The following is a 16,997-nucleotide window of genomic DNA, read 5'->3' as shown; positions in this document are numbered from 1 at the left end:
TATCCTCGGGCGCACCATGGGTGTGTCTCCTCTGCTGTCTCCGCGTGCCCGCCGGTTCGCGGGGCTCGCCGTCGCTGTCGCCGTGGTCGTGCTCCTCCTGCTCAGCCACGACTTCGGGCGCGCCGACCCGACGAACAACTACCGGCCGCTGCTGCCGCCCGACGCGCTGGCCACCGGGTGCTTCCCGCTCCCGGACGGCGCCCGGCTGGACCTGCCCCACCAGATCCGGCGCGACGGCGACGTCACGACGCCGGAGGGTCCGCGCCGCGACCTGTTCGGTCAGTACGACCTCGTCGACCGGGACGAGGCGCTCGCCCGCATCGTCGCCGCGTTCACCGCGGTCGGCTACACCGAGAGCGAGCGCGAGGACGACGGCGACGCCGTCCGGGTGGTGCTGACGAAGGGGCCCACGACCGTGCGCGCGCTCGTCGCCGAGCTGCCCCACACCAGCGCCGAGACCCTCGTGCGCGGCGAGTTCACCCTCGACCTCCCGGTGGTGGCCGTCGCCAAGGACGACCCGATCTGCAGCGACCCGAAGGCGACGAAGCGCTGGCCCCGGAAGGAGGCGTCGCGGTGATCCGGATGCTCCCGGCCGCCCGGCCCGCCTGGCTGCCCCGCCCCGAGGTGCTCCTCGGCTGGCTGGTGGTCGCCCACGTGGTCCTCAAGATCCTGATCTTCCCGCTCGTCATGGGCGCGGAGCCGCACGGCGACGAGTCGGCGTACCTCAACGGCGGCATGGCGCTGTCCAACGCGCTGCGCGACGTCTTCGGCTTCACCTCGCCCGACACCGCCGAGCTCGAGCGCAACGTGGTGGCCTCGGGCTGGTTCATGCCGGGCATGCCGATCCTGGTGGCGCCCGTCTACCTGCTCTTCCCGGACGCGCCCATGTGGCTCGTGCGCGGCTACCTCGGCCTGGTCACGCTGTTGCTGTTCATCGCCGTGCTGCGCGTCGTCGCGCGCCGGATCGGTCCCGGCTGGGCCTGCGTGCTGGCGGTCATCCCGGGGCTGATCCCCAGCTGGGTGGTCTTCACGTACGGCGCCTGGGGCGACCTGTGCGCCGGCCTGCTCCTGGTCCTGCTGGTCGCCCACCTGTACACGATGTTCCGCGGGCTGCGCGACGGCGAGGCACCCTCGCTGCGTGAGGGCCTCGTGCTCGGCCTGCTCGCCATCGCGGTCCTCTACCTGCGCTCGAGCACGTCGGTGCTCCTGGCCGCGCTCGGCGTGCTCACCCTCGTCGCCGCGGTGCTGCTGCTGCGCGGGCGGGTACGCCTGCGCGCGCTCGGGGCGGCCGGCCTGGCCGGCTTCGTCTTCCTGGTGCTCCTGGCGCCGTGGTCGATCTTCGCCTCCGCCACGCTCGACGGCCGGGTGATCACGACGACCACCGTGCCGACCGTCATGGCGAACACGTTCGGCGACCGCAAGGAGGTCTGCTTCGGCCCCTGCGACCCCGACAGCACCCTGTGGTTCCGGCCGCTGCGCTACGCCCGCGAGCTCGGCCGCGCGACCGACACCAGCGAGGTCGACACGCTCAAGGTGATGTCCGACTACGCCACCCGTGACATCACCGCGCCCCACTACCTCGACCAGGTCGTGCACAACCTGGGCGCCTACGCCCTGCAGCCCACCAACTTCACCGGCTACCTCGCCCCGCCCGAGGGACGCGGCGCCTTCGGCCGGGCCGGCGAGCTGGGTGCCGACATCGTCACCTGGGCGCTGTACGCGCCGATGGTCCTGCTCGGCGCCGTCTCGCTGCTCTTCCAGGCCCGGCGCAGCATCGAGGCGCGGGTGCTCGACGTCCTGACCAAGGTGGCGCTCGGCGGCCTGCTGATCCAGCCGTTCGTGCACATCGCCGGCGGCCGTTACTGGACGACGGCGGCGCCGATGCTCGCGATCGCGGGCGCCTCGTTCCTGCGCGAGCGCCAGCTCGCCCGGGCCGGTACGCCGGTCCTCGCCGGTGCGGCGGGCGGTGCCCCCGCCGCCCACGATGCGGGGGTCGAGCGCTGGCTCGGCCGGTTCCAGGTGCTGCTCAGCGCCGCCACGGCGCTCGTCGTGGTGGTGCTCGTCGGCGCGGCGATCATCTAGGGCTAGGTTCGAACCCATGCACGAGAGCGACACCCCCTCCGGCCCCCGCCGGATCGCCTACGTCCTCCCCGTCTACAACGAGGAGGAGAACATCGGCGTCTTCCACGCGGCGCTGGTCGAGGCGACCGAGAAGCGGCCGGACCTCGAGTTCGAGTTCGTGTACGTCGACGACGGCTCCCGCGACGCCTCCCTCGAGCGGCTCGTCGAGCTGCGCGCGCAGGACCCGCGGGTGAGCGTCGTCCAGTTCTCCCGCAACTTCGGCCACCAGCTCGCGGTGACCGCCGGGCTCGACCTGGTCGCCGAGGCCGGTGACGCCGACGCGGTGATCGTGATGGACACCGACCTCCAGGACCCGCCGCGGGTGAGCATCGAGATGATCGAGCGCTGGGAGACCGGCGTCGACGTCGTCTACGCCCAGCGGCGCACCCGCAAGGACACGCCGTTCAAGCGGGCCACCGCGTGGGGCTTCTACTGGGTGCTCGACCGGCTGGCGTCGATCGAGATCCCGCGCAACGTCGGCGACTTCCGGCTGATGGACGCCCAGGTGGTCGCCGAGGTGGCGCGCTACCGCGAGCACGACCGCTTCCTGCGCGGCATCGTCGCCCACGTCGGCTTCCGGCAGGAGGCGCTGCTCTTCGACCGCGACGAGCGGCACGCCGGCGAGACCGGCTACCCGCTGCGCAAGATGCTCAACTTCGCCGCCAGCGGCATCCTCGGCTTCTCCACGACGCCGCTCAAGATGATCTCGCGCTTCGGGTTCGCGATCTCGGCGTTCAGCCTGCTGCTCGGCTGCTACGTGCTCTTCGTCCGCGTCTTCAAGCCCGACGAGTCGGTGCCCGGCTGGGCGTTCCTCGGGGTCGGCATGTTCATGCTCAGCGGCATCCAGCTGATCATGATGGGCGTGATCGGCAGCTATCTCGGACGCGTCTACATCGAGACCCAGGACCGGCCGCTCTACACGCTGGCCATGGTCGCGCGCGACGCGACGAGCTCGCGGGGAGCGGGACGCTGAGCGACCGCGGGCACCGCGCGACCGCCGTACGGTTCGCGGCGGTCGGGGTCTGCAACACCGCGATCGACACCGTGGTGTTCGTGCTGCTGCACGGCAGCCTCGGGATCACGCTCGCCAACTTCGTCTCCAGCAGCGCCGGCATGGTCTTCAGCTTCGTGGTCAACGGGCTGTTCACGTTCCGCGCCGAGCGGCTCACGCTGCGCCACGCGGTCCTGTTCGTCGCCTCGACCGGGCTCGTCATGTGGGTCGCGCAGCCGCTGCTCATCCACGGCTGGCTGTGGGTCCTGGAGCGCGGGCCGGAGGTGACGCTCGGGGGGATGGCCGCGGACGACGTACGGATCTGGGCGGCCAAGCTCGCCTCGATCGTCTGCAGCCTGGTGCTCAACTTCCTGGCCTACCGGTTCGTGGTCTGGCCGGTCGAGCACCGCGGCGAGGAGGCTCCCGCCCCCCGCCCGATGTGACCGACCTGACGTCTGTCGAGTTGCGCTCCCGCGCATTTTGTTCTCACGTTCACAAACTCCTACAGTGATCGAGCCGGGCCCCGATGATCGGTTGGGTCCGGCTGGAAAGCGGAGCTGTGACCACACGGAGTTCGACGGATGCCGCCCGGGTGATCCCGGAGGCCACGGTCGCCCGGCTGCCCGTCTACCTGCGGGCGCTGACGGCGCTGGCCGACAACGGCATTCGCACCTGTTCGAGCGAGGATCTCGCGACCGCTGCGGGCGTCAATTCCGCCAAGCTGCGCAAGGACCTGTCCTACCTCGGCAGCTACGGCACCCGAGGCGTCGGGTACGACGTCGACTACCTCCGCTACCAGATCGCCCGTGAGATCGGGGTGACCCAGGACTGGCCCGTCGTCATCGTCGGCATCGGAAACCTGGGGCACGCCCTGGCCAACTACTCCGGCTTCCGCAGCCGCGGCTTCCGGGTCGTCGCGCTGCTCGACGCCGACCCGGCGCTCGTCGGGCGCACCGTCGCCGACATCGCCGTCCGGCCCTTCGCCGACCTCGAGGAGATCGTCCGCGAGCACGACGTCGCGATCGGCGTCATCGCGACGCCGGCGCACGCCGCCCAGGACGTCGCCGACCGGATGGTCGCGATCGGCATCACCAGCATCCTGAATTTCGCCCCGGCCGTCGTGGCGGTGCCCGAGGGGGTCGACGTCCGCAAGGTGGACCTGTCGATCGAGCTCCAGATCCTCGCCTACCACGAGCAGCGCAAGGCCAACGGTGGCGTCGCCGAGCCGGCCGGTCCGGCCGAGCCGGTCGAGGCCGCCGACGCGGCCGAGGGAGGTGTCGCATGAGCGTGCTGGTCGTGGGGATCTCCCACAACTCCGCGCCGGTCGCGCTGCTCGAGCAGGTCGCGCTCGACGACGACGGCGTCCACAAGCTGATGGCCGACGCGGCGGCGTGCGAGCACGTCACCGAGGCGACCGTCATCGCCACCTGCAACCGGCTCGAGATCTACACCGAGGTCGAGCGCTTCCACGGCAGCATCGAGCAGCTCTCGCGGTTGCTCGTCGAGCGCGCCGGCGGCACCACCGAGGCGATGCTCCCGCACCTCTACGTGCACTACGACGACGGTGCGATCTCGCACCTCTTCCAGGTCGCCGCGGGCCTCGACTCGATGGCGGTCGGCGAGGGTCAGATCCTCGGCCAGACCCGCGACGCGCTGCGCCGCGGCCAGGAGCTCGGCACCGTCGGGCCCGCCCTCAACTCGCTCTTCCAGCAGGCGCTGCGCGTCGGCAAGCGGACCCGCGCCGAGACCGAGATCGACCAGGTCGCCCCGACCCTGGTCAGCGCCGCGCTCGACGAGACCGCCCAGACCGTCGGTCCCCTCGAGGGCAAGTACGTCGTCGTGGTGGGCGCCGGCGCGATGGCCGGCCTGGCCACCGCGACCGCCCAGCGCCTCGGCGCCGGGCACCTCTCGATCGTCAACCGGTCGGTCGACCGCGCGGTCCGCCTCGCCGTCCAGTACGCCGGTCAGGCCGTCCGGCTCGCCGACCTGAGCGAGGAGCTCGGCCGCGCCGACGTCGTCATCAGCTGCACCGGCTCGTCGGGCACGGTCATCGACCGCGCCCAGCTCGAGGCGGCCCGCGCCGGTGCCACCCGGCCGCTGGCGCTCATCGACCTCGCCCTGCCCCACGACATCGCGCTCGACGTCATCGACCTGCCCGGCGTGAGCCGGATCGGCCTGGCCGAGCTCGCCGAGGTGCTCCACGGCGGCCCGACCGGCCGCGAGGTCCAGGAGGTCCGCCGGATCCTCGGCGAGGAGGTCACCGCCTTCCTCGCGGCGCGCCGCCAGGCCAGCGTCACGCCGACCGTGGTCGCGCTCCGCTCGATGGCCACCTCGGTCGTCGACGCCGAGATGACCCGCCTCGACGCCCGGCTGCCCGAGCTCGACGAGGCCACCCGCGCCGAGATCCGCCACACCGTGCGCCGGGTCGCGGACAAGCTGCTCCACGAGCCGACCGTCCGGGTCAAGGAGCTCGCCAACGAGCAGGGCGCCGTCTCGTACGCCGCCGCGCTCGCCGAGCTCTTCGCGCTCGACCCCGAGGCGGTCGACGCCGTCACCCGTCCGGTCAACGTCGAGGAGGGCACCTCATGACCCTTCGCATCGGCACCCGCCGCAGCGCGCTCGCCACCACCCAGTCCGGTCACATCGCCGCCGCTCTCACCGAGCGGCTCGGTGTCGAGACCGTGCTGGTCGAGATCACCACCGACGGCGACCGCAGCCAGGCGGCCGGCACCTCGCTGGTCGGCGCACCCTCGACGGGCGTCTTCGTCAGCGCGCTGCGCGACGCGCTGCTCGCCGGCGAGGTCGACGTCGCCGTGCACTCGCTCAAGGACCTGCCGACCTACCCGACCGAGGGGATCACCCTCGCCGCGGTCCCGCCGCGCGAGGACCCGCGTGACGTCGTGGTCGCCCGCGACGGGCTCACCCTCGGCGAGCTGCCCCCGGGCAGCAAGGTCGGGACCGGCTCCCCGCGCCGCGTCGCCCAGATCGAGGCGCTCGGCCTCGGTGTCGAGCTGCACGGCCTGCGCGGCAACGTCGACACCCGGATCGGCCGGGTCCGCGAGGGCGTCCTCGACGCCGTCGTGCTCGCCCGGGCCGGCCTGGCCCGGCTCGACCGGCTCGAGGACGTCACCGAGGTGCTCGACCCGCTCCAGGTGCTCCCCGCCCCCGGGCAGGGCGCGCTCGCCGTCGAGTGCCGCAGCGGCGACGCCGCGACGCTCGCCGCCGTCGCCGTCCTCGACGACCCGGCGACCCGGGCCGCGATCCACGCCGAGCGCACCGTGATGGCCGTGCTCGAAGGCGGCTGCGCGGCACCCATCGGCGCGCTGGCCGACCTCGCCGAGGGTGAGGACGGTCCCGAGCTGTGGCTGCGGGCCGTCGTCCTGACCCCCGACGGCGGGCTCTCGGTCCGCCGCTCCGCCTCCGCTCCGCTCGGCGACGACCCGGCCGGCTGGCCCGCCGCCGGGACCGCGCTCGGCGAGGCCCTGGCCGCCGAGATGCTGGCCGACGGCGCCGCCGAGCTGATGGCCACCCCTGACTCGACTTCCCACCCGTCCGCACGATCTGCAGAGGTGCACAACGCATGACGCGAGCCACCGCAGCCAAGAAGGCTGCCCCGACTCCCGCCGCTCCCCAGGCCGCCCAGCCCGGAGGGGTCGCCTTCGTCGGCACCGGTCCCGGTGACCCCGACCTGCTGACGGTGCGGGCCGTGAAGCTCATCGAGGACGCCGACGTCGTCATCACCGAGGAGGCCGGCCACGCCGACCTCGTCCGGGTGATCCGCAACCGGGCCGCCCAGGCACGCGTTCCCGCCCCGGGCGAGACGCTCGCCGAGCCGGTCGAGGCCGAGCTGGTCGACGGCGGCTTCGGCGAGGACGGCCAGCCGCTGACCCACGCCGCCCGCGCCAAGGTCGTCGTCAAGCAGGCCAAGCGCGGCCTGCGCGTGGTCCGGCTGCTCGGCGGGGACCCGTTCCTCTACGCCTCCGGGCCCGAGGAGGCCCAGGCGGTCGCCAAGGCCAACCTCGGCTTCGAGGTCGTCCCCGGCGTCTCCTCGGTGGCCGCGGTCCCGGCGTACGCCGGTATCCCGCTGACCACCAAGGACCACCGCGAGATGGCCGTGGTCACCTGCGGCGACAAGGTCGACTGGAGCCGGTACGCCGACACCCCGACCCTCGTCCTGCTCTCGGCCGTCGGCCAGATCGGCGACATCGCCAAGCAGCTCATCGCCATCGGCCGCTCGCCGCAGACCCCGGTCGCGATGACCCGGGTCGGCACCACCACCGAGCAGCAGACGATCACCTCCACGCTGGAGCACATCGCCGCCGACGCCCGCGCCGCCCGGATCGCCCCGCCGGCGATCATCGTCATCGGCGCCGTGGTCGACCTGCGCGAGAAGCTCTCGTGGTTCGAGACCAAGCCGATCTTCGGCTGGCGCGTCCTGGTGCCCCGCACCAAGGAGCAGTCCGCCTCGCTCTCCGACCGGATCCGCGAGTTCGGCGGCGTCCCCGAGGAGGTCCCCACGATCTCCGTCGAGCCGCCCCGCAACCCGCAGCAGATGGACAAGGCCGTGCGCGGCCTGGTCGAGGGCCGCTACGAGTGGATCGCCTTCACCTCGGTCAACGCGGTCAAGGCGGTGCGCGAGAAGTTCGAGGAGTACGGCCTCGACGCCCGTGCCTTCTCCGGCCTCAAGATCGCCGCGGTCGGCGACAAGACCGCCCAGGCGATCGCCGACTGGGGCCTGCGCGCCGACCTCGTCCCCTCGGGCGAGCAGTCCGCCGCCGGTCTCCTCGAGGTGTGGCCGGAGTACGACGAGGTGCTCGACCCGATCAACCGGGTCTTCCTCCCGCGCGCCGACATCGCCACCGAGAACCTCGTCGCCGGCCTGATCGACCTCGGCTGGGAGTGCGACGACGTCACCGCCTACCGCACCGTCCGCGCGGCCCCGCCGCCGGCGCCGACCCGCGACGCGATCAAGACCGGCAAGTTCGACGCCGTCGTCTTCACGTCGTCCTCGACCGTGCGCAACCTCGTCGGCATCGCCGGCAAGCCGCACCCGTCGACGATCATCGCGGTGATCGGGCCCGCCACGGCCAAGACCGCCGAGGAGCACGGCCTGCGGGTCGACGTCCTGGCCCCGAAGCCGGACGTCGAGCTGCTCGTCGAGGCCCTCGCCGGCTTCGGTGCGGACCGCCGCGCCGCCCTGCTGGAGGCCGGCGAGCCGGTCACCAAGCCGAGCGACCGCAAGCCGTCCGCGCGGCGCCGCAAGGCCTGAGCGCACCTCCGACCGGCCCGGTCCCGCCACGTGCGGGCCGGGCCGGCGGCTTTTCGAGGCGGCGGCGGGCGCTCCTAGACTCGGACCCATGAGCGACTTCCTGCGTCCCGTCGTCCGTCCCCGCCGGCTCCGGACCACGGCGGCGATGCGGGACCTCGTCGCCGAGACCACCCTGCTCCCGAGCCAGCTGGTGCTCCCCGCCTTCGTCCGCGAGGGCGCCACCGAGCCGGTCCCGATCAGCTCGATGCCGGGCGTGGTCCAGCACTCACGCGACTCGCTGCGCAAGGCGGCGGCCGAGGCGGCGGAGGCGGGGCTGCGCGGGATCATGCTGTTCGGCGTACCGGAGACCAAGGACGCGATCGGCTCCGGCGCGACCGATCCCGAGGGCATCCTCAACGTCGCGCTGGCCGATGTCGCGGCCGAGGTCGGCGACGCGCTGGTCGTGATGAGCGACCTGTGCCTCGACGAGTTCACCGACCACGGGCACTGCGGGGTCCTCGACGCCGCGGGGCGGGTCGACAACGACGCCACCCTCGCCCGGTACGCCGAGATGGCGGTCGTCCAGGCCCAGGCCGGCGCCGCGCTGGTCGGACCCAGCGGGATGATGGACGGCCAGGTCGCGGTGGTGCGGGACGCGCTCGACGAGGCCGGTTTCACCGACACCGGGATCCTCGCCTACTCGGCCAAGTACGCCTCCGCCTTCTACGGGCCCTTCCGCGAGGCAGTCGACAGCGCGCTCCAGGGCGACCGCCGTACCTACCAGCAGGACGGACGGCGCAACGCCCGCGAGGGCGTCCGGGAGATGCTGCTCGACCTCGAGGAGGGCGCCGACATCGTCATGGTCAAGCCGGCCCTGGCCTACCTCGACGTGCTGCGCCAGGTCGCCGACGCCGCCGGTGAGCTCGGCGTGCCCGTGGCGGCGTACAACATCTCGGGGGAGTACTCCATGGTCGAGGCCGCCGCGGCCAACGGCTGGATCGACCGGGAGCCGGCGATCCTCGAGACGCTGACCTCGATCCGGCGGGCCGGGGCGGACATGATCCTGACCTACTGGGCGACCGAGGCCGCGCGGCTCCTGCGGCGCTGACCCGGGCCCCGACGGGAAAAAAGACGAGAGCCCCGGACCGGGGGGTGGGTCCAGGGCTCTCGCACGTCGTGCGGGGGTGGGCTACGGGGTCTTGAGTCCGTAGCTCACGAGGCAACCGAGCAGCTGCACGGTCTGGGTCAGCTTGGGGTACTGGGCGCGGCACGCGTCGGCCGCCTCCTGCTTGGTGAGCAGGCCCAGGACGCCGCTGATCAGACCCGAGGTGACCGCGCCGACGCCCTCGTCGACGCCCTCGACCACCGGGTCGAGCGGGGTCTTGGGCGGGGTGGGCTTCGTCGGCGGGTTGCCGGGGTTACCCGGGTTCCCGGGGTTGCCCGGGTTGCCGGGGTTGGTCGGGTTCGTCGGCGTGCCGGGCGTGTCGGTGCCACCGTTGCTGGAGCCGTTGCCACCGCCCTTGGAGCCGTTCTTGCCCGGCTTGATGTTCTTGGGACCGTTGACGCCGAAGCTCGGCGGCTCGGGGACGATGTAGCCCGCGGCCGTGGAGTTGTTCGGGACGGACGTGAAGTCGCCCTCGAGGTAGGCGTTCATGATCTTGAGGACCAGGTCGACGTAGGCCTGGCTGTGGTTGTAGCGGTAGACCGCGGCGCGCTGGCCGACGACGGTCGACAGGTCGCCGTCACCGGAGCAGAGGTAGACGGCGGCGGCGAGCGCGGCGTCGTCGATGTCCTGCGGGTCGCGGCGGCCGTCGTCGTCGGCGTCGACACCGACGACCTGCCAGGTCGACGGGATGAACTGCATCGGGCCGACGGCGCGGTCCCACTGCGGGTCGTTGTCGTAGACGCCGGCGTCGGTGTCGGAGATCGCCTTGGTGTTCTTGCGGCCGTTGAGCGCGGGGCCGAAGACACCCGGGGTGGCCACACCGTCGTCGTTGAGGACGTTGCCCCCGACGCGGCCGTGGTCGGACTCGACGCGGCCGATGGCGGCGATGAGCTGCCAGGTGATGTTGCAGGTCTTGTCGGCGGAGTTGATCACCGTCTCGGCCCGCTGGTACGCCGCGAGGGCGGCCGCCGGGATCGCGTTGGTGGACGCGGCCGAGACGATGCCCGCCTCGTTGCCGTCGTCGATGCCCTCGACCGTCGCCGGGTCGGACAGGCTCGCCGGGTCCTCGATGGACTCCTCGGGAACGCTGGTCCCGTCGGTGACCTGGCCCGGCGTCTCGGCGGCGGCGACCGGGGCGCTGACGCCACCGATCCCGGCGACCGACGCGGTCCAGGCTGCCGACAGCAGAGCGAGCGGAATGATGGTGGCGGCGCGTTGCAGCCGACCCAGACGCTTCCTCGTCATGTCGTGTTTCTCTCCCCATGGCCAGTGGCCGTCTCGCGTGAGCCGCTCCCTCAGCGCCCACCTGTGAGCCGCAGACGTGCCGCGAACCCTCAGTGCGGGTCCGCTGTACGACGCGACACTTGGCCAACGAATCGTGACACACCGACGTTACGGGTGTCACATGTTCCGTCAGACAACGTGAGCCACGTGATATGGACGGGTGTCCAAGACGGACCGCGGTGCGGGCCCGTTAGGGCCCATCGGCGACAATGGCGCGGTGCCCGCACCACTGACCTCCGGCTCCGAGGCGCTCTTCGCCCGAGCCCGTGCCGTGACGCCGGGCGGCGTCAACTCCCCGGTCCGCGCGTTCAACGCCGTCGGGGGCACGCCCCGCTTCATCCGGGAGGCCACCGGGCCCTGGCTCACCGACGTCGACGGCAACACCTACGTCGACCTGATCTGCTCCTGGGGCCCGATGCTGCTCGGCCACGCCCACCCGGCGGTGGTCGAGGCGGTCCAGACCGCGGCGGCCCGCGGGTCGTCGTACGGGACGCCGACCGAGGGCGAGGTGGCCCTCGTCGAGGCGATCGTGGCCCGCACTCCCGTCGAGCGCCTGCGCCTGGTCTCCTCGGGCACCGAGGCGACCATGTCGGCCATCCGGCTCGCCCGCGGCTTCACCGGCCGCGACGTGGTCGTGAAGTTCGCCGGCTGCTACCACGGTCACGTCGACTCGCTGCTCGCCGCGGCGGGCTCGGGGCTGACCACCTTCTCGCTCCCCGGTACGCCGGGCGTGCCGGCCAGCTCCACCGAGCTCACGCTCGTGCTGCCCTACAACGACCCCGCCGCCGTCACCGCGGCCTTCGCCGAGCACGGCGACCGGATCGCCTGCCTGATCACCGAGGCCGCGCCGGGCAACATGGGCGTGGTCCCGCCGGCGCCGGGCTTCAACAAGTTCCTCGCCGAGACCTGCCGGGCCCACGGCGCGCTGTTCGTCAGCGACGAGGTGATGACCGGCTTCCGGGTCTCCCGGGCGGGCCAGTGGGGCACCGACGGCGCCGTCGAGGGCTGGGTGCCCGACCTGATGACCTTCGGCAAGGTGATGGGCGGCGGCTTCCCGGCCGCGGCGTTCGGCGGCCGCGCCGACGTGATGGCCCACCTGGCACCCGAGGGTCCGGTCTACCAGGCCGGCACCCTCTCCGGGAACCCGGTCGCCACCGCAGCCGGCCTGGCCACGCTCACCGCTGCCGACGACGCGGTCTACGCCCGGATCGGGGTCGTCGCCGACGCGCTGCGCGCCGGCGTCGCCGAGACGTTCGGCGCCGCGGGTCTGCCGCACGTGATCCAGTCGACCGGCTCGATGTTCTCGGTGTTCCTCACCGACGCTCCGGTCACGAACTACGCCGAGGCCCAGCGCACCGACGCCGCCGCCTACGGTGCCTTCTTCCACGCGATGCTCGACCAGGGCGTCCACCTGCCGCCGTCGGCGTACGAGGCCTGGTTCGTCTCGTCCTCCCACGACGACCGCGCGGTCCAGCACGTCCTCGACGCACTGCCCTCCGCCGCCCGCGCCGCCGCCGCGGCCGCCGGTGGGACCGGAGCCGCCCGATGAGCACGCCCGACACGATCGTCCACCTGGTCCGCCACGGCGAGGTCCACAACCCCGAGGGCATCCTCTACGGCCGCCGCGACGGCTTCCACCTCTCGGTGCGCGGCCGGGCGATGGCCGACCGGGTCGCCGAGCACCTCCGGGGCAACGACATCACCGTGATCCGCTCCTCGCCCCTCGAGCGCGCGCAGGAGACGGCCGCGCCGCTGGCTGCCGCGCTCGGCCTCGAGGTCGGCCTCGAGCCGCGGGTCATCGAGTCGGAGAACCGGTTCGAGGGGATGACCTTCGGCAAGGGCAACAACGCGTTGCGCAACCCGCTGCTGTGGCGCCACCTCTACAACCCGCTCAAGCCGTCGTGGGGGGAGCCCTACAAGGTGATCGTGGCGCGGATGATGGCCGCCGTCCACGACGCCCGGCGCGCCGCCGAGGGCCACGAGGCGGTGCTGGTCTCCCACCAGCTCCCGATCTGGACCACCCGGCTCAGCGTCGAGGGGCGCTCGTTCCTGCACGACCCGCGCAAGCGCCAGTGCACGCTGTGCTCGATCACCTCGCTGGGCTTCGCCGGCGACCAGCTCGTCGAGGTCGCCTACGCCGAGCCGGCCATCGACCTGATCCCGACCGGCGACATCGCCGCGCCGTTCTCGGCCGGTGACGCGCCCGAGGAGAACAAACCCGAGGGGACCCCGCCGGCATGACCCGCTTCCCCCGCCCGGTCCGCGCCCTGCTGCTCGTCGGCATGGTCCTGCTCGCCTCCGCGTGCTCCAAGATCGACGGCACCGGCGACCTCAACTTCGTCAAGGGCGACGGCCAGGTGGTCGAGGTCGCCAAGGACGACCGCGAGAAGCCGCTCGCCTTCAGCGGTACGACGGTGCAGGGGGAGCCGCTCGACATCACCGACCTGCGCGGCAAGGTCGTCGTGATCAACGTCTGGTGGTCCGGCTGCGGACCGTGCCGGGCCGAGATGCCGATGCTCGTCGAGGCGGAGAAGGAGCTGGGCAAGGACAACGTCTCCTTCCTCGGCATCAACATCCGCGACCTCGCGCCCGAGACGGCCGAGGCCTTCGAGCGCGACCGCGGCGTCGACTACCCCTCGCTCTACGACCCGGGCAGCGAGACGCTGCTCAAGATGGGCCGCTACGCGCCGTACGCACCGCCGGCGACGCTCGTCCTCGACCGCGAGGGCCGGGTGGCGGCGCTCATCAACGGGCCGATCCCGTCCAAGAGCACGCTGACCACGGTCGTCGAGGACACCCTGGCGGAGACCGATGGGTGATTGGTTCCAGGAGCAGGTCTTCGCCGGCTCCCTCGGCCTCGCCGTGCCGGTCGCGATGATCGCCGGCCTGGTCTCCTTCTTCTCGCCCTGCGTGCTCCCGCTGCTGCCGGGCTACCTCTCCTACGCGACCGGCCTGTCCGGCGCCGACCTCGCCTCCGGCGAGGCCTCCCGGCGCCGCGGCCGGATGCTGCTCGGCTCGATCCTCTTCGTCCTCGGCTTCGCGGTCGTCTTCGTGCTCATGGGCGCGGCCTTCGGCTCGCTCGGCCCGTGGCTGCGCCGCTGGGACACCGAGATCCAGATCGGGCTCGGCGCCCTCCTCATCGTGCTCGGCCTGGTGTTCGCCGGTGCGCTGCCGTGGCTCCAGCGCGACGTGCGGATCCACAAGATCCCCTCGGTCGGCCTCGGCGCCGCACCGCTCATCGGCGCGCTCTTCGCGATCGGCTGGACGCCGTGCGTCGGGCCGACGTACGGCGCGATCATCGGGCTCACCTACACCGACGCGACGGCCATGCGCGGCGCGCTGCTGTCGCTGTTCTACGCGCTCGGGCTCGGGATCCCCTTCATCATCGCGGGGCTCGCCTACCGCCGGACGCTGCGCCTGACCGGCTTCGTCCGCCGTCACCAGAAGTGGGTGATGCGGATCGGCGGCGGCTTCCTGGTCCTCATCGGCATCCTCATGGTGACCGGCTGGTGGACCTACCTCGTGCAGTGGCTGCAGCTGCAGCTGGTCCAGAACTTCGAGGTCATCGTGTGAGCAAGTCCAAGACCGCTGAGCGCCGTCCCGGCGAGCTGACCGCACGCGAGCTCGTGCGGTGGATGTGGCGCCAGATCACCTCGATGCGCACCGCGCTGATGCTGCTGCTCCTGCTGGCGCTCGCGGCGATCCCCGGCTCGGTCATCCCGCAGGACGACGTCGACTCGCTCGCCGTCACCCGCTGGAAGAGCGAGCACCCCAAGCTGACGCCGTACTACGAGAAGCTCGACCTCTTCGGGGTCTACAGCTCGCCGTGGTTCTCGGCGGTCTACCTGCTGCTGGTCATCTCGCTGGTCGGCTGCATCGTGCCGCGGCTGCTCGTCTACTACCGCGCGATGCGGGCCAAGCCCCCGGCCGCGCCTCGTCACCTGACCCGGCTGCCCGTGCACATGACGTACCGCACCGACGAGTCGGCCGACGAGGTGCTGGCCCGGGCGCGCACCCTGCTGGGCCGGCGCCACCGGGTGCGCCCGGCGGCCGAGGGCGACGACTACGTCGCCGCGGAGCGCGGCTACCTGCGCGAGGCGGGCAACCTGGTCTTCCACCTCTCGCTGCTGATCGTCATGGCCGGCGTCGGCATGGGCGGGCTGTGGGGCTACCAGGGCGGCGTGATCCTGGTCGAGGGCACCACGTTCAGCAACAACCTCACCCAGTACGACGACTTCAAGCCCGGCAGCCTGTTCCGCCAGAGCCAGATGCAGAACTTCCGCTTCTCGGTCGACAAGTTCTCCGTCGACTGGCTCAAGTCGGGTCCGCGCGCCGGTCAGGCCCGCGAGTTCGAGGCCGGGCTGACCTACCACGTGGGCGACGGCCCGGCGAAGAAGTACGACCTGCGGGTCAACCACCCCCTCGAGCTCGACGGCACCGACGTCTTCCTCATCGGCCACGGCTACGCGCCGGTGATCACGGTGCGCGACGGCGAGGGCAAGATCGCCTACACCGGACCGACGGTCTTCCTGCCCCAGGACGCCAGCTTCCTGTCGTACGGCGTGATCAAGGCGCCGACCGCCAAGCCCGGCCAGATCGGCCTCGACGGACTCTTCTACCCAACCTTCGAGATGATCGACGGCAACCCGGTCACCGTCTTCGGCGACGACCTGCTGCCGACGGTGTCGATGCTCGCCTGGACCGGCGACCTCGGCCTCGACACGGGTGCCTCGCAGTCGGTCTACGTCCTCGACAAGTCCAAGGCCACCCAGGTCAAGAAGAAGGACGGCAAGCCGTTCCGCGTCGACCTCCAGGTCGGCGACACGGTCAAGCTGCCCGACGGCCTCGGCACGGTCACCTTCGACCGGGTCGACCCCTGGATCCGGGTGCAGATCAGCCAGACGCCCGGCAAGGAGATCGCCCTGGGCGGCGTCATCCTGGCGCTGATCGGCCTGTGCGCCTCGCTCTTCCTCCGGCCGCGCCGCGTCTGGGTCCGGGCGGTCCCCGCCCCGGCGCCCACGGGGGCGGGGCCGGACGCCGGCGACGCAGAAGGCACAATGAACGGAACCGGCGGCACCCTCGTCGAGATCGCCGTGCTCGATCGCTCAGGCAACGGCGAGATGGACGAGGTCCTCGCCGCACTGGTGGACCAGCTGCAGGAGGCGGCCAAGTGAGCAACACCGCGTGGGAGACGCTGAGCAACCAGGCCGTCGCGATGGCCGGACTCGTCTACTTCATCGCCCTTCTCGTACACCTCGCCGAGTGGGCCTCGCTGCGCCAGCCGGCGCGCGACCGCGAGCTCGTCGCGGCCGGCGGCGCCGGCAGCGAGGTCATCGAGGAGTCCGCCGGGCACGCCCAGCGGGTGGCCTTCCTGGGCCGCCTGGGCTACCTGCTGACCGCCCTCGGCTGCGCCATCCACTTCGTGTCCCTGCTGGGCCGCGGCATGGCCGCGGACCCCAACCGGGTCCCGTGGGGCAACATGTACGAGTTCACCCTCTCGGGCACCTTCGTCGTGGCGCTGCTCTACGTCGTCCTCTACAAGAAGCTCGCCCTCAACTGGATGGGCCCGCTCGTCGTGGCCTTCCTCGTGGCCACCTTGATGACCGCCGTGATCTGGCTGCACGACGAGGTCGCGCCGCTGACCGAGGCGCTCAACTCGCCGTGGCTGGTCATCCACGTGATCTCCGCGATCATCGCCACCGGCGCCTTCACCCTCGGCGGCATCGCCTCGATCATGTACCTGGTCCGGATGCGCGCCGAGCGTCGCGCCCGGGCCGCCGACCGCGAGCTCAGCGGCTGGCTGGCGCGGGTGCCCCAGCTCGACGCGCTCGACCGCCTCGCCTACCGCGTGCACGCCTTCGCCTTCCCGGTGTGGACCTTCGCGGTCCTCATCACCGGCCCGATCTGGGCACACGAGGCCTGGTCCCGCTACTGGAACTGGGACCCCAAGGAGGTCTGGGCGTTCATCACCTGGGTCGTCTACGCCGGCTACCTGCACGCCCGCGCCACGGCCGGCTGGAAGGGCCGCAAGGCCGCCATGCTGGCGATCATCGGCCTGGCCACGCTGTGGTTCAACTTCATCGGGATCAACTACTTCTCGACCACGAGCCAGCACTCGTACGCCGCCGAGCGGATCGTCGACCAGACCCCGTTCCCGGCGCCGAACTCGATCCCGCTCCGCGGCTAGC

The 16,997-nt window shown here is 72.2% G+C and carries 16 protein-coding genes; 15 read left to right on the top strand and 1 reads right to left on the bottom strand.

The window, feature by feature from the left end; translation table 11 throughout:
- Positions 1–16 precede the first annotated feature (16 nt).
- The 9 genes from CCO04_RS08210 to hemB all read left to right on the top strand — a co-directional run bounded on the left by CCO04_RS08210 (position 17) and on the right by hemB (position 9,468).
- Positions 17–577: a hypothetical protein gene (locus CCO04_RS08210; RefSeq protein WP_215813601.1), complete on the top strand. Its 561-nt coding sequence runs from the start codon at positions 17–19 to the stop codon at positions 575–577.
- Positions 574–2,082: a hypothetical protein gene (locus tag CCO04_RS08205; protein ID WP_215813600.1), complete on the top strand. Its 1,509-nt coding sequence runs from the start codon at positions 574–576 to the stop codon at positions 2,080–2,082. The genes CCO04_RS08210 and CCO04_RS08205 overlap by 4 nt, the downstream gene beginning before the upstream one ends.
- A gap of 16 nt (positions 2,083–2,098) precedes the next feature.
- A complete protein-coding gene (locus tag CCO04_RS08200) occupies positions 2,099–3,094 on the top strand; it encodes a glycosyltransferase family 2 protein (RefSeq protein ID WP_215813599.1) in 996 nt (331 codons plus the stop codon).
- Complete coding sequence (locus tag CCO04_RS08195) at positions 3,091–3,555, top strand: GtrA family protein (protein WP_215813911.1); 465 nt, start codon at positions 3,091–3,093, stop codon at positions 3,553–3,555. The genes CCO04_RS08200 and CCO04_RS08195 overlap by 4 nt, the downstream gene beginning before the upstream one ends.
- 83 nt (positions 3,556–3,638) lie before the next feature.
- Complete coding sequence (locus CCO04_RS08190) at positions 3,639–4,397, top strand: redox-sensing transcriptional repressor Rex (protein WP_215813598.1); 759 nt, start codon at positions 3,639–3,641, stop codon at positions 4,395–4,397.
- Positions 4,394–5,701 carry a glutamyl-tRNA reductase gene (locus tag CCO04_RS08185; protein ID WP_215813597.1) on the top strand — a complete coding sequence of 436 codons (1,308 nt, stop codon included), beginning with the start codon at positions 4,394–4,396 and terminating at the stop codon, positions 5,699–5,701. The genes CCO04_RS08190 and CCO04_RS08185 overlap by 4 nt, the downstream gene beginning before the upstream one ends.
- Positions 5,698–6,696, top strand: coding sequence for a hydroxymethylbilane synthase (gene hemC / locus CCO04_RS08180; protein ID WP_215813596.1), 999 nt, complete (start codon positions 5,698–5,700; stop codon positions 6,694–6,696). Before CCO04_RS08185 ends, hemC begins: the two co-directional genes overlap by 4 nt.
- Positions 6,693–8,381 carry a uroporphyrinogen-III synthase gene (locus CCO04_RS08175; protein WP_215813595.1) on the top strand — a complete coding sequence of 563 codons (1,689 nt, stop codon included), beginning with the start codon at positions 6,693–6,695 and terminating at the stop codon, positions 8,379–8,381. The genes hemC and CCO04_RS08175 overlap by 4 nt, the downstream gene beginning before the upstream one ends.
- Positions 8,382–8,469: 88 nt before the next feature.
- Positions 8,470–9,468: a porphobilinogen synthase gene (hemB, locus tag CCO04_RS08170; RefSeq protein ID WP_215813594.1), complete on the top strand. Its 999-nt coding sequence runs from the start codon at positions 8,470–8,472 to the stop codon at positions 9,466–9,468.
- An 81-nt stretch (positions 9,469–9,549) separates the two neighbouring features.
- Here hemB and CCO04_RS08165 read toward each other — a convergent pair whose 3' ends face one another.
- Positions 9,550–10,770 carry a lytic transglycosylase domain-containing protein gene (locus CCO04_RS08165; RefSeq protein WP_215813593.1) on the bottom strand — a complete coding sequence of 407 codons (1,221 nt, stop codon included), beginning with the start codon at positions 10,768–10,770 and terminating at the stop codon, positions 9,550–9,552.
- Positions 10,771–11,026: 256 nt separating this feature from the next.
- On the opposite strand from CCO04_RS08165, the gene hemL reads away from it, so the two are divergent.
- From hemL to ccsB, 6 genes are read left to right on the top strand one after another with little or no spacing between them, the layout of a single operon-like run.
- Positions 11,027–12,358 (top strand): glutamate-1-semialdehyde 2,1-aminomutase, encoded by a 1,332-nt coding sequence (gene hemL, locus CCO04_RS08160; RefSeq protein ID WP_308281155.1) that lies wholly within the window; start codon positions 11,027–11,029, stop codon positions 12,356–12,358.
- Positions 12,355–13,050 (top strand): histidine phosphatase family protein, encoded by a 696-nt coding sequence (locus tag CCO04_RS08155; protein ID WP_215813592.1) that lies wholly within the window; start codon positions 12,355–12,357, stop codon positions 13,048–13,050. Before hemL ends, CCO04_RS08155 begins: the two co-directional genes overlap by 4 nt.
- Positions 13,047–13,628, top strand: a complete 582-nt coding sequence (locus CCO04_RS08150; RefSeq protein WP_215813591.1) for a TlpA disulfide reductase family protein — start codon at positions 13,047–13,049, stop codon at positions 13,626–13,628. Before CCO04_RS08155 ends, CCO04_RS08150 begins: the two co-directional genes overlap by 4 nt.
- Positions 13,621–14,382, top strand: coding sequence for a cytochrome c biogenesis CcdA family protein (locus CCO04_RS08145; protein ID WP_215813590.1), 762 nt, complete (start codon positions 13,621–13,623; stop codon positions 14,380–14,382). The genes CCO04_RS08150 and CCO04_RS08145 overlap by 8 nt, the downstream gene beginning before the upstream one ends.
- The gene (locus CCO04_RS08140; protein WP_308281154.1) at positions 14,379–15,983 is read left to right on the top strand and encodes a cytochrome c biogenesis protein ResB; all 1,605 of its coding nucleotides are present in this window, start codon (positions 14,379–14,381) and stop codon (positions 15,981–15,983) included. The genes CCO04_RS08145 and CCO04_RS08140 overlap by 4 nt, the downstream gene beginning before the upstream one ends.
- Complete coding sequence (gene ccsB, locus CCO04_RS08135; RefSeq protein ID WP_215813589.1) at positions 15,980–16,996, top strand: c-type cytochrome biogenesis protein CcsB; 1,017 nt, start codon at positions 15,980–15,982, stop codon at positions 16,994–16,996. Before CCO04_RS08140 ends, ccsB begins: the two co-directional genes overlap by 4 nt.
- The last annotated feature ends 1 nt before the right edge of the window (position 16,997 follow it).

The organism is Pimelobacter sp. 30-1, assembly GCF_018831735.1.
Lineage (GTDB): Bacteria > Actinomycetota > Actinomycetes > Propionibacteriales > Nocardioidaceae > Nocardioides.
Note: the sequence above shows the minus strand (reverse complement) of the source record. Positions and strands in the feature narration are given on the sequence as shown.

Bases quoted from the DNA above. Each gene is read 5' to 3' on its own strand.
- CCO04_RS08210 (WP_215813601.1), top strand. From the start codon at position 17: ATGGGTGTGTCTCCTCTGCTGTCTCCGCGTGCCCGCCGGTTCGCGGGG.
- CCO04_RS08200 (WP_215813599.1), top strand. From the start codon at position 2,099: ATGCACGAGAGCGACACCCCCTCCGGCCCCCGCCGGATCGCCTACGTC.
- CCO04_RS08190 (WP_215813598.1), top strand. From the start codon at position 3,639: ATGATCGGTTGGGTCCGGCTGGAAAGCGGAGCTGTGACCACACGGAGT.
- CCO04_RS08185 (WP_215813597.1), top strand. From the start codon at position 4,394: ATGAGCGTGCTGGTCGTGGGGATCTCCCACAACTCCGCGCCGGTCGCG.
- hemC (WP_215813596.1), top strand. From the start codon at position 5,698: ATGACCCTTCGCATCGGCACCCGCCGCAGCGCGCTCGCCACCACCCAG.
- CCO04_RS08175 (WP_215813595.1), top strand. From the start codon at position 6,693: ATGACGCGAGCCACCGCAGCCAAGAAGGCTGCCCCGACTCCCGCCGCT.
- hemB (WP_215813594.1), top strand. From the start codon at position 8,470: ATGAGCGACTTCCTGCGTCCCGTCGTCCGTCCCCGCCGGCTCCGGACC.
- CCO04_RS08165 (WP_215813593.1), bottom strand. From the start codon at position 10,770: ATGACGAGGAAGCGTCTGGGTCGGCTGCAACGCGCCGCCACCATCATT.
- CCO04_RS08155 (WP_215813592.1), top strand. From the start codon at position 12,355: ATGAGCACGCCCGACACGATCGTCCACCTGGTCCGCCACGGCGAGGTC.
- CCO04_RS08150 (WP_215813591.1), top strand. From the start codon at position 13,047: ATGACCCGCTTCCCCCGCCCGGTCCGCGCCCTGCTGCTCGTCGGCATG.
- CCO04_RS08145 (WP_215813590.1), top strand. From the start codon at position 13,621: ATGGGTGATTGGTTCCAGGAGCAGGTCTTCGCCGGCTCCCTCGGCCTC.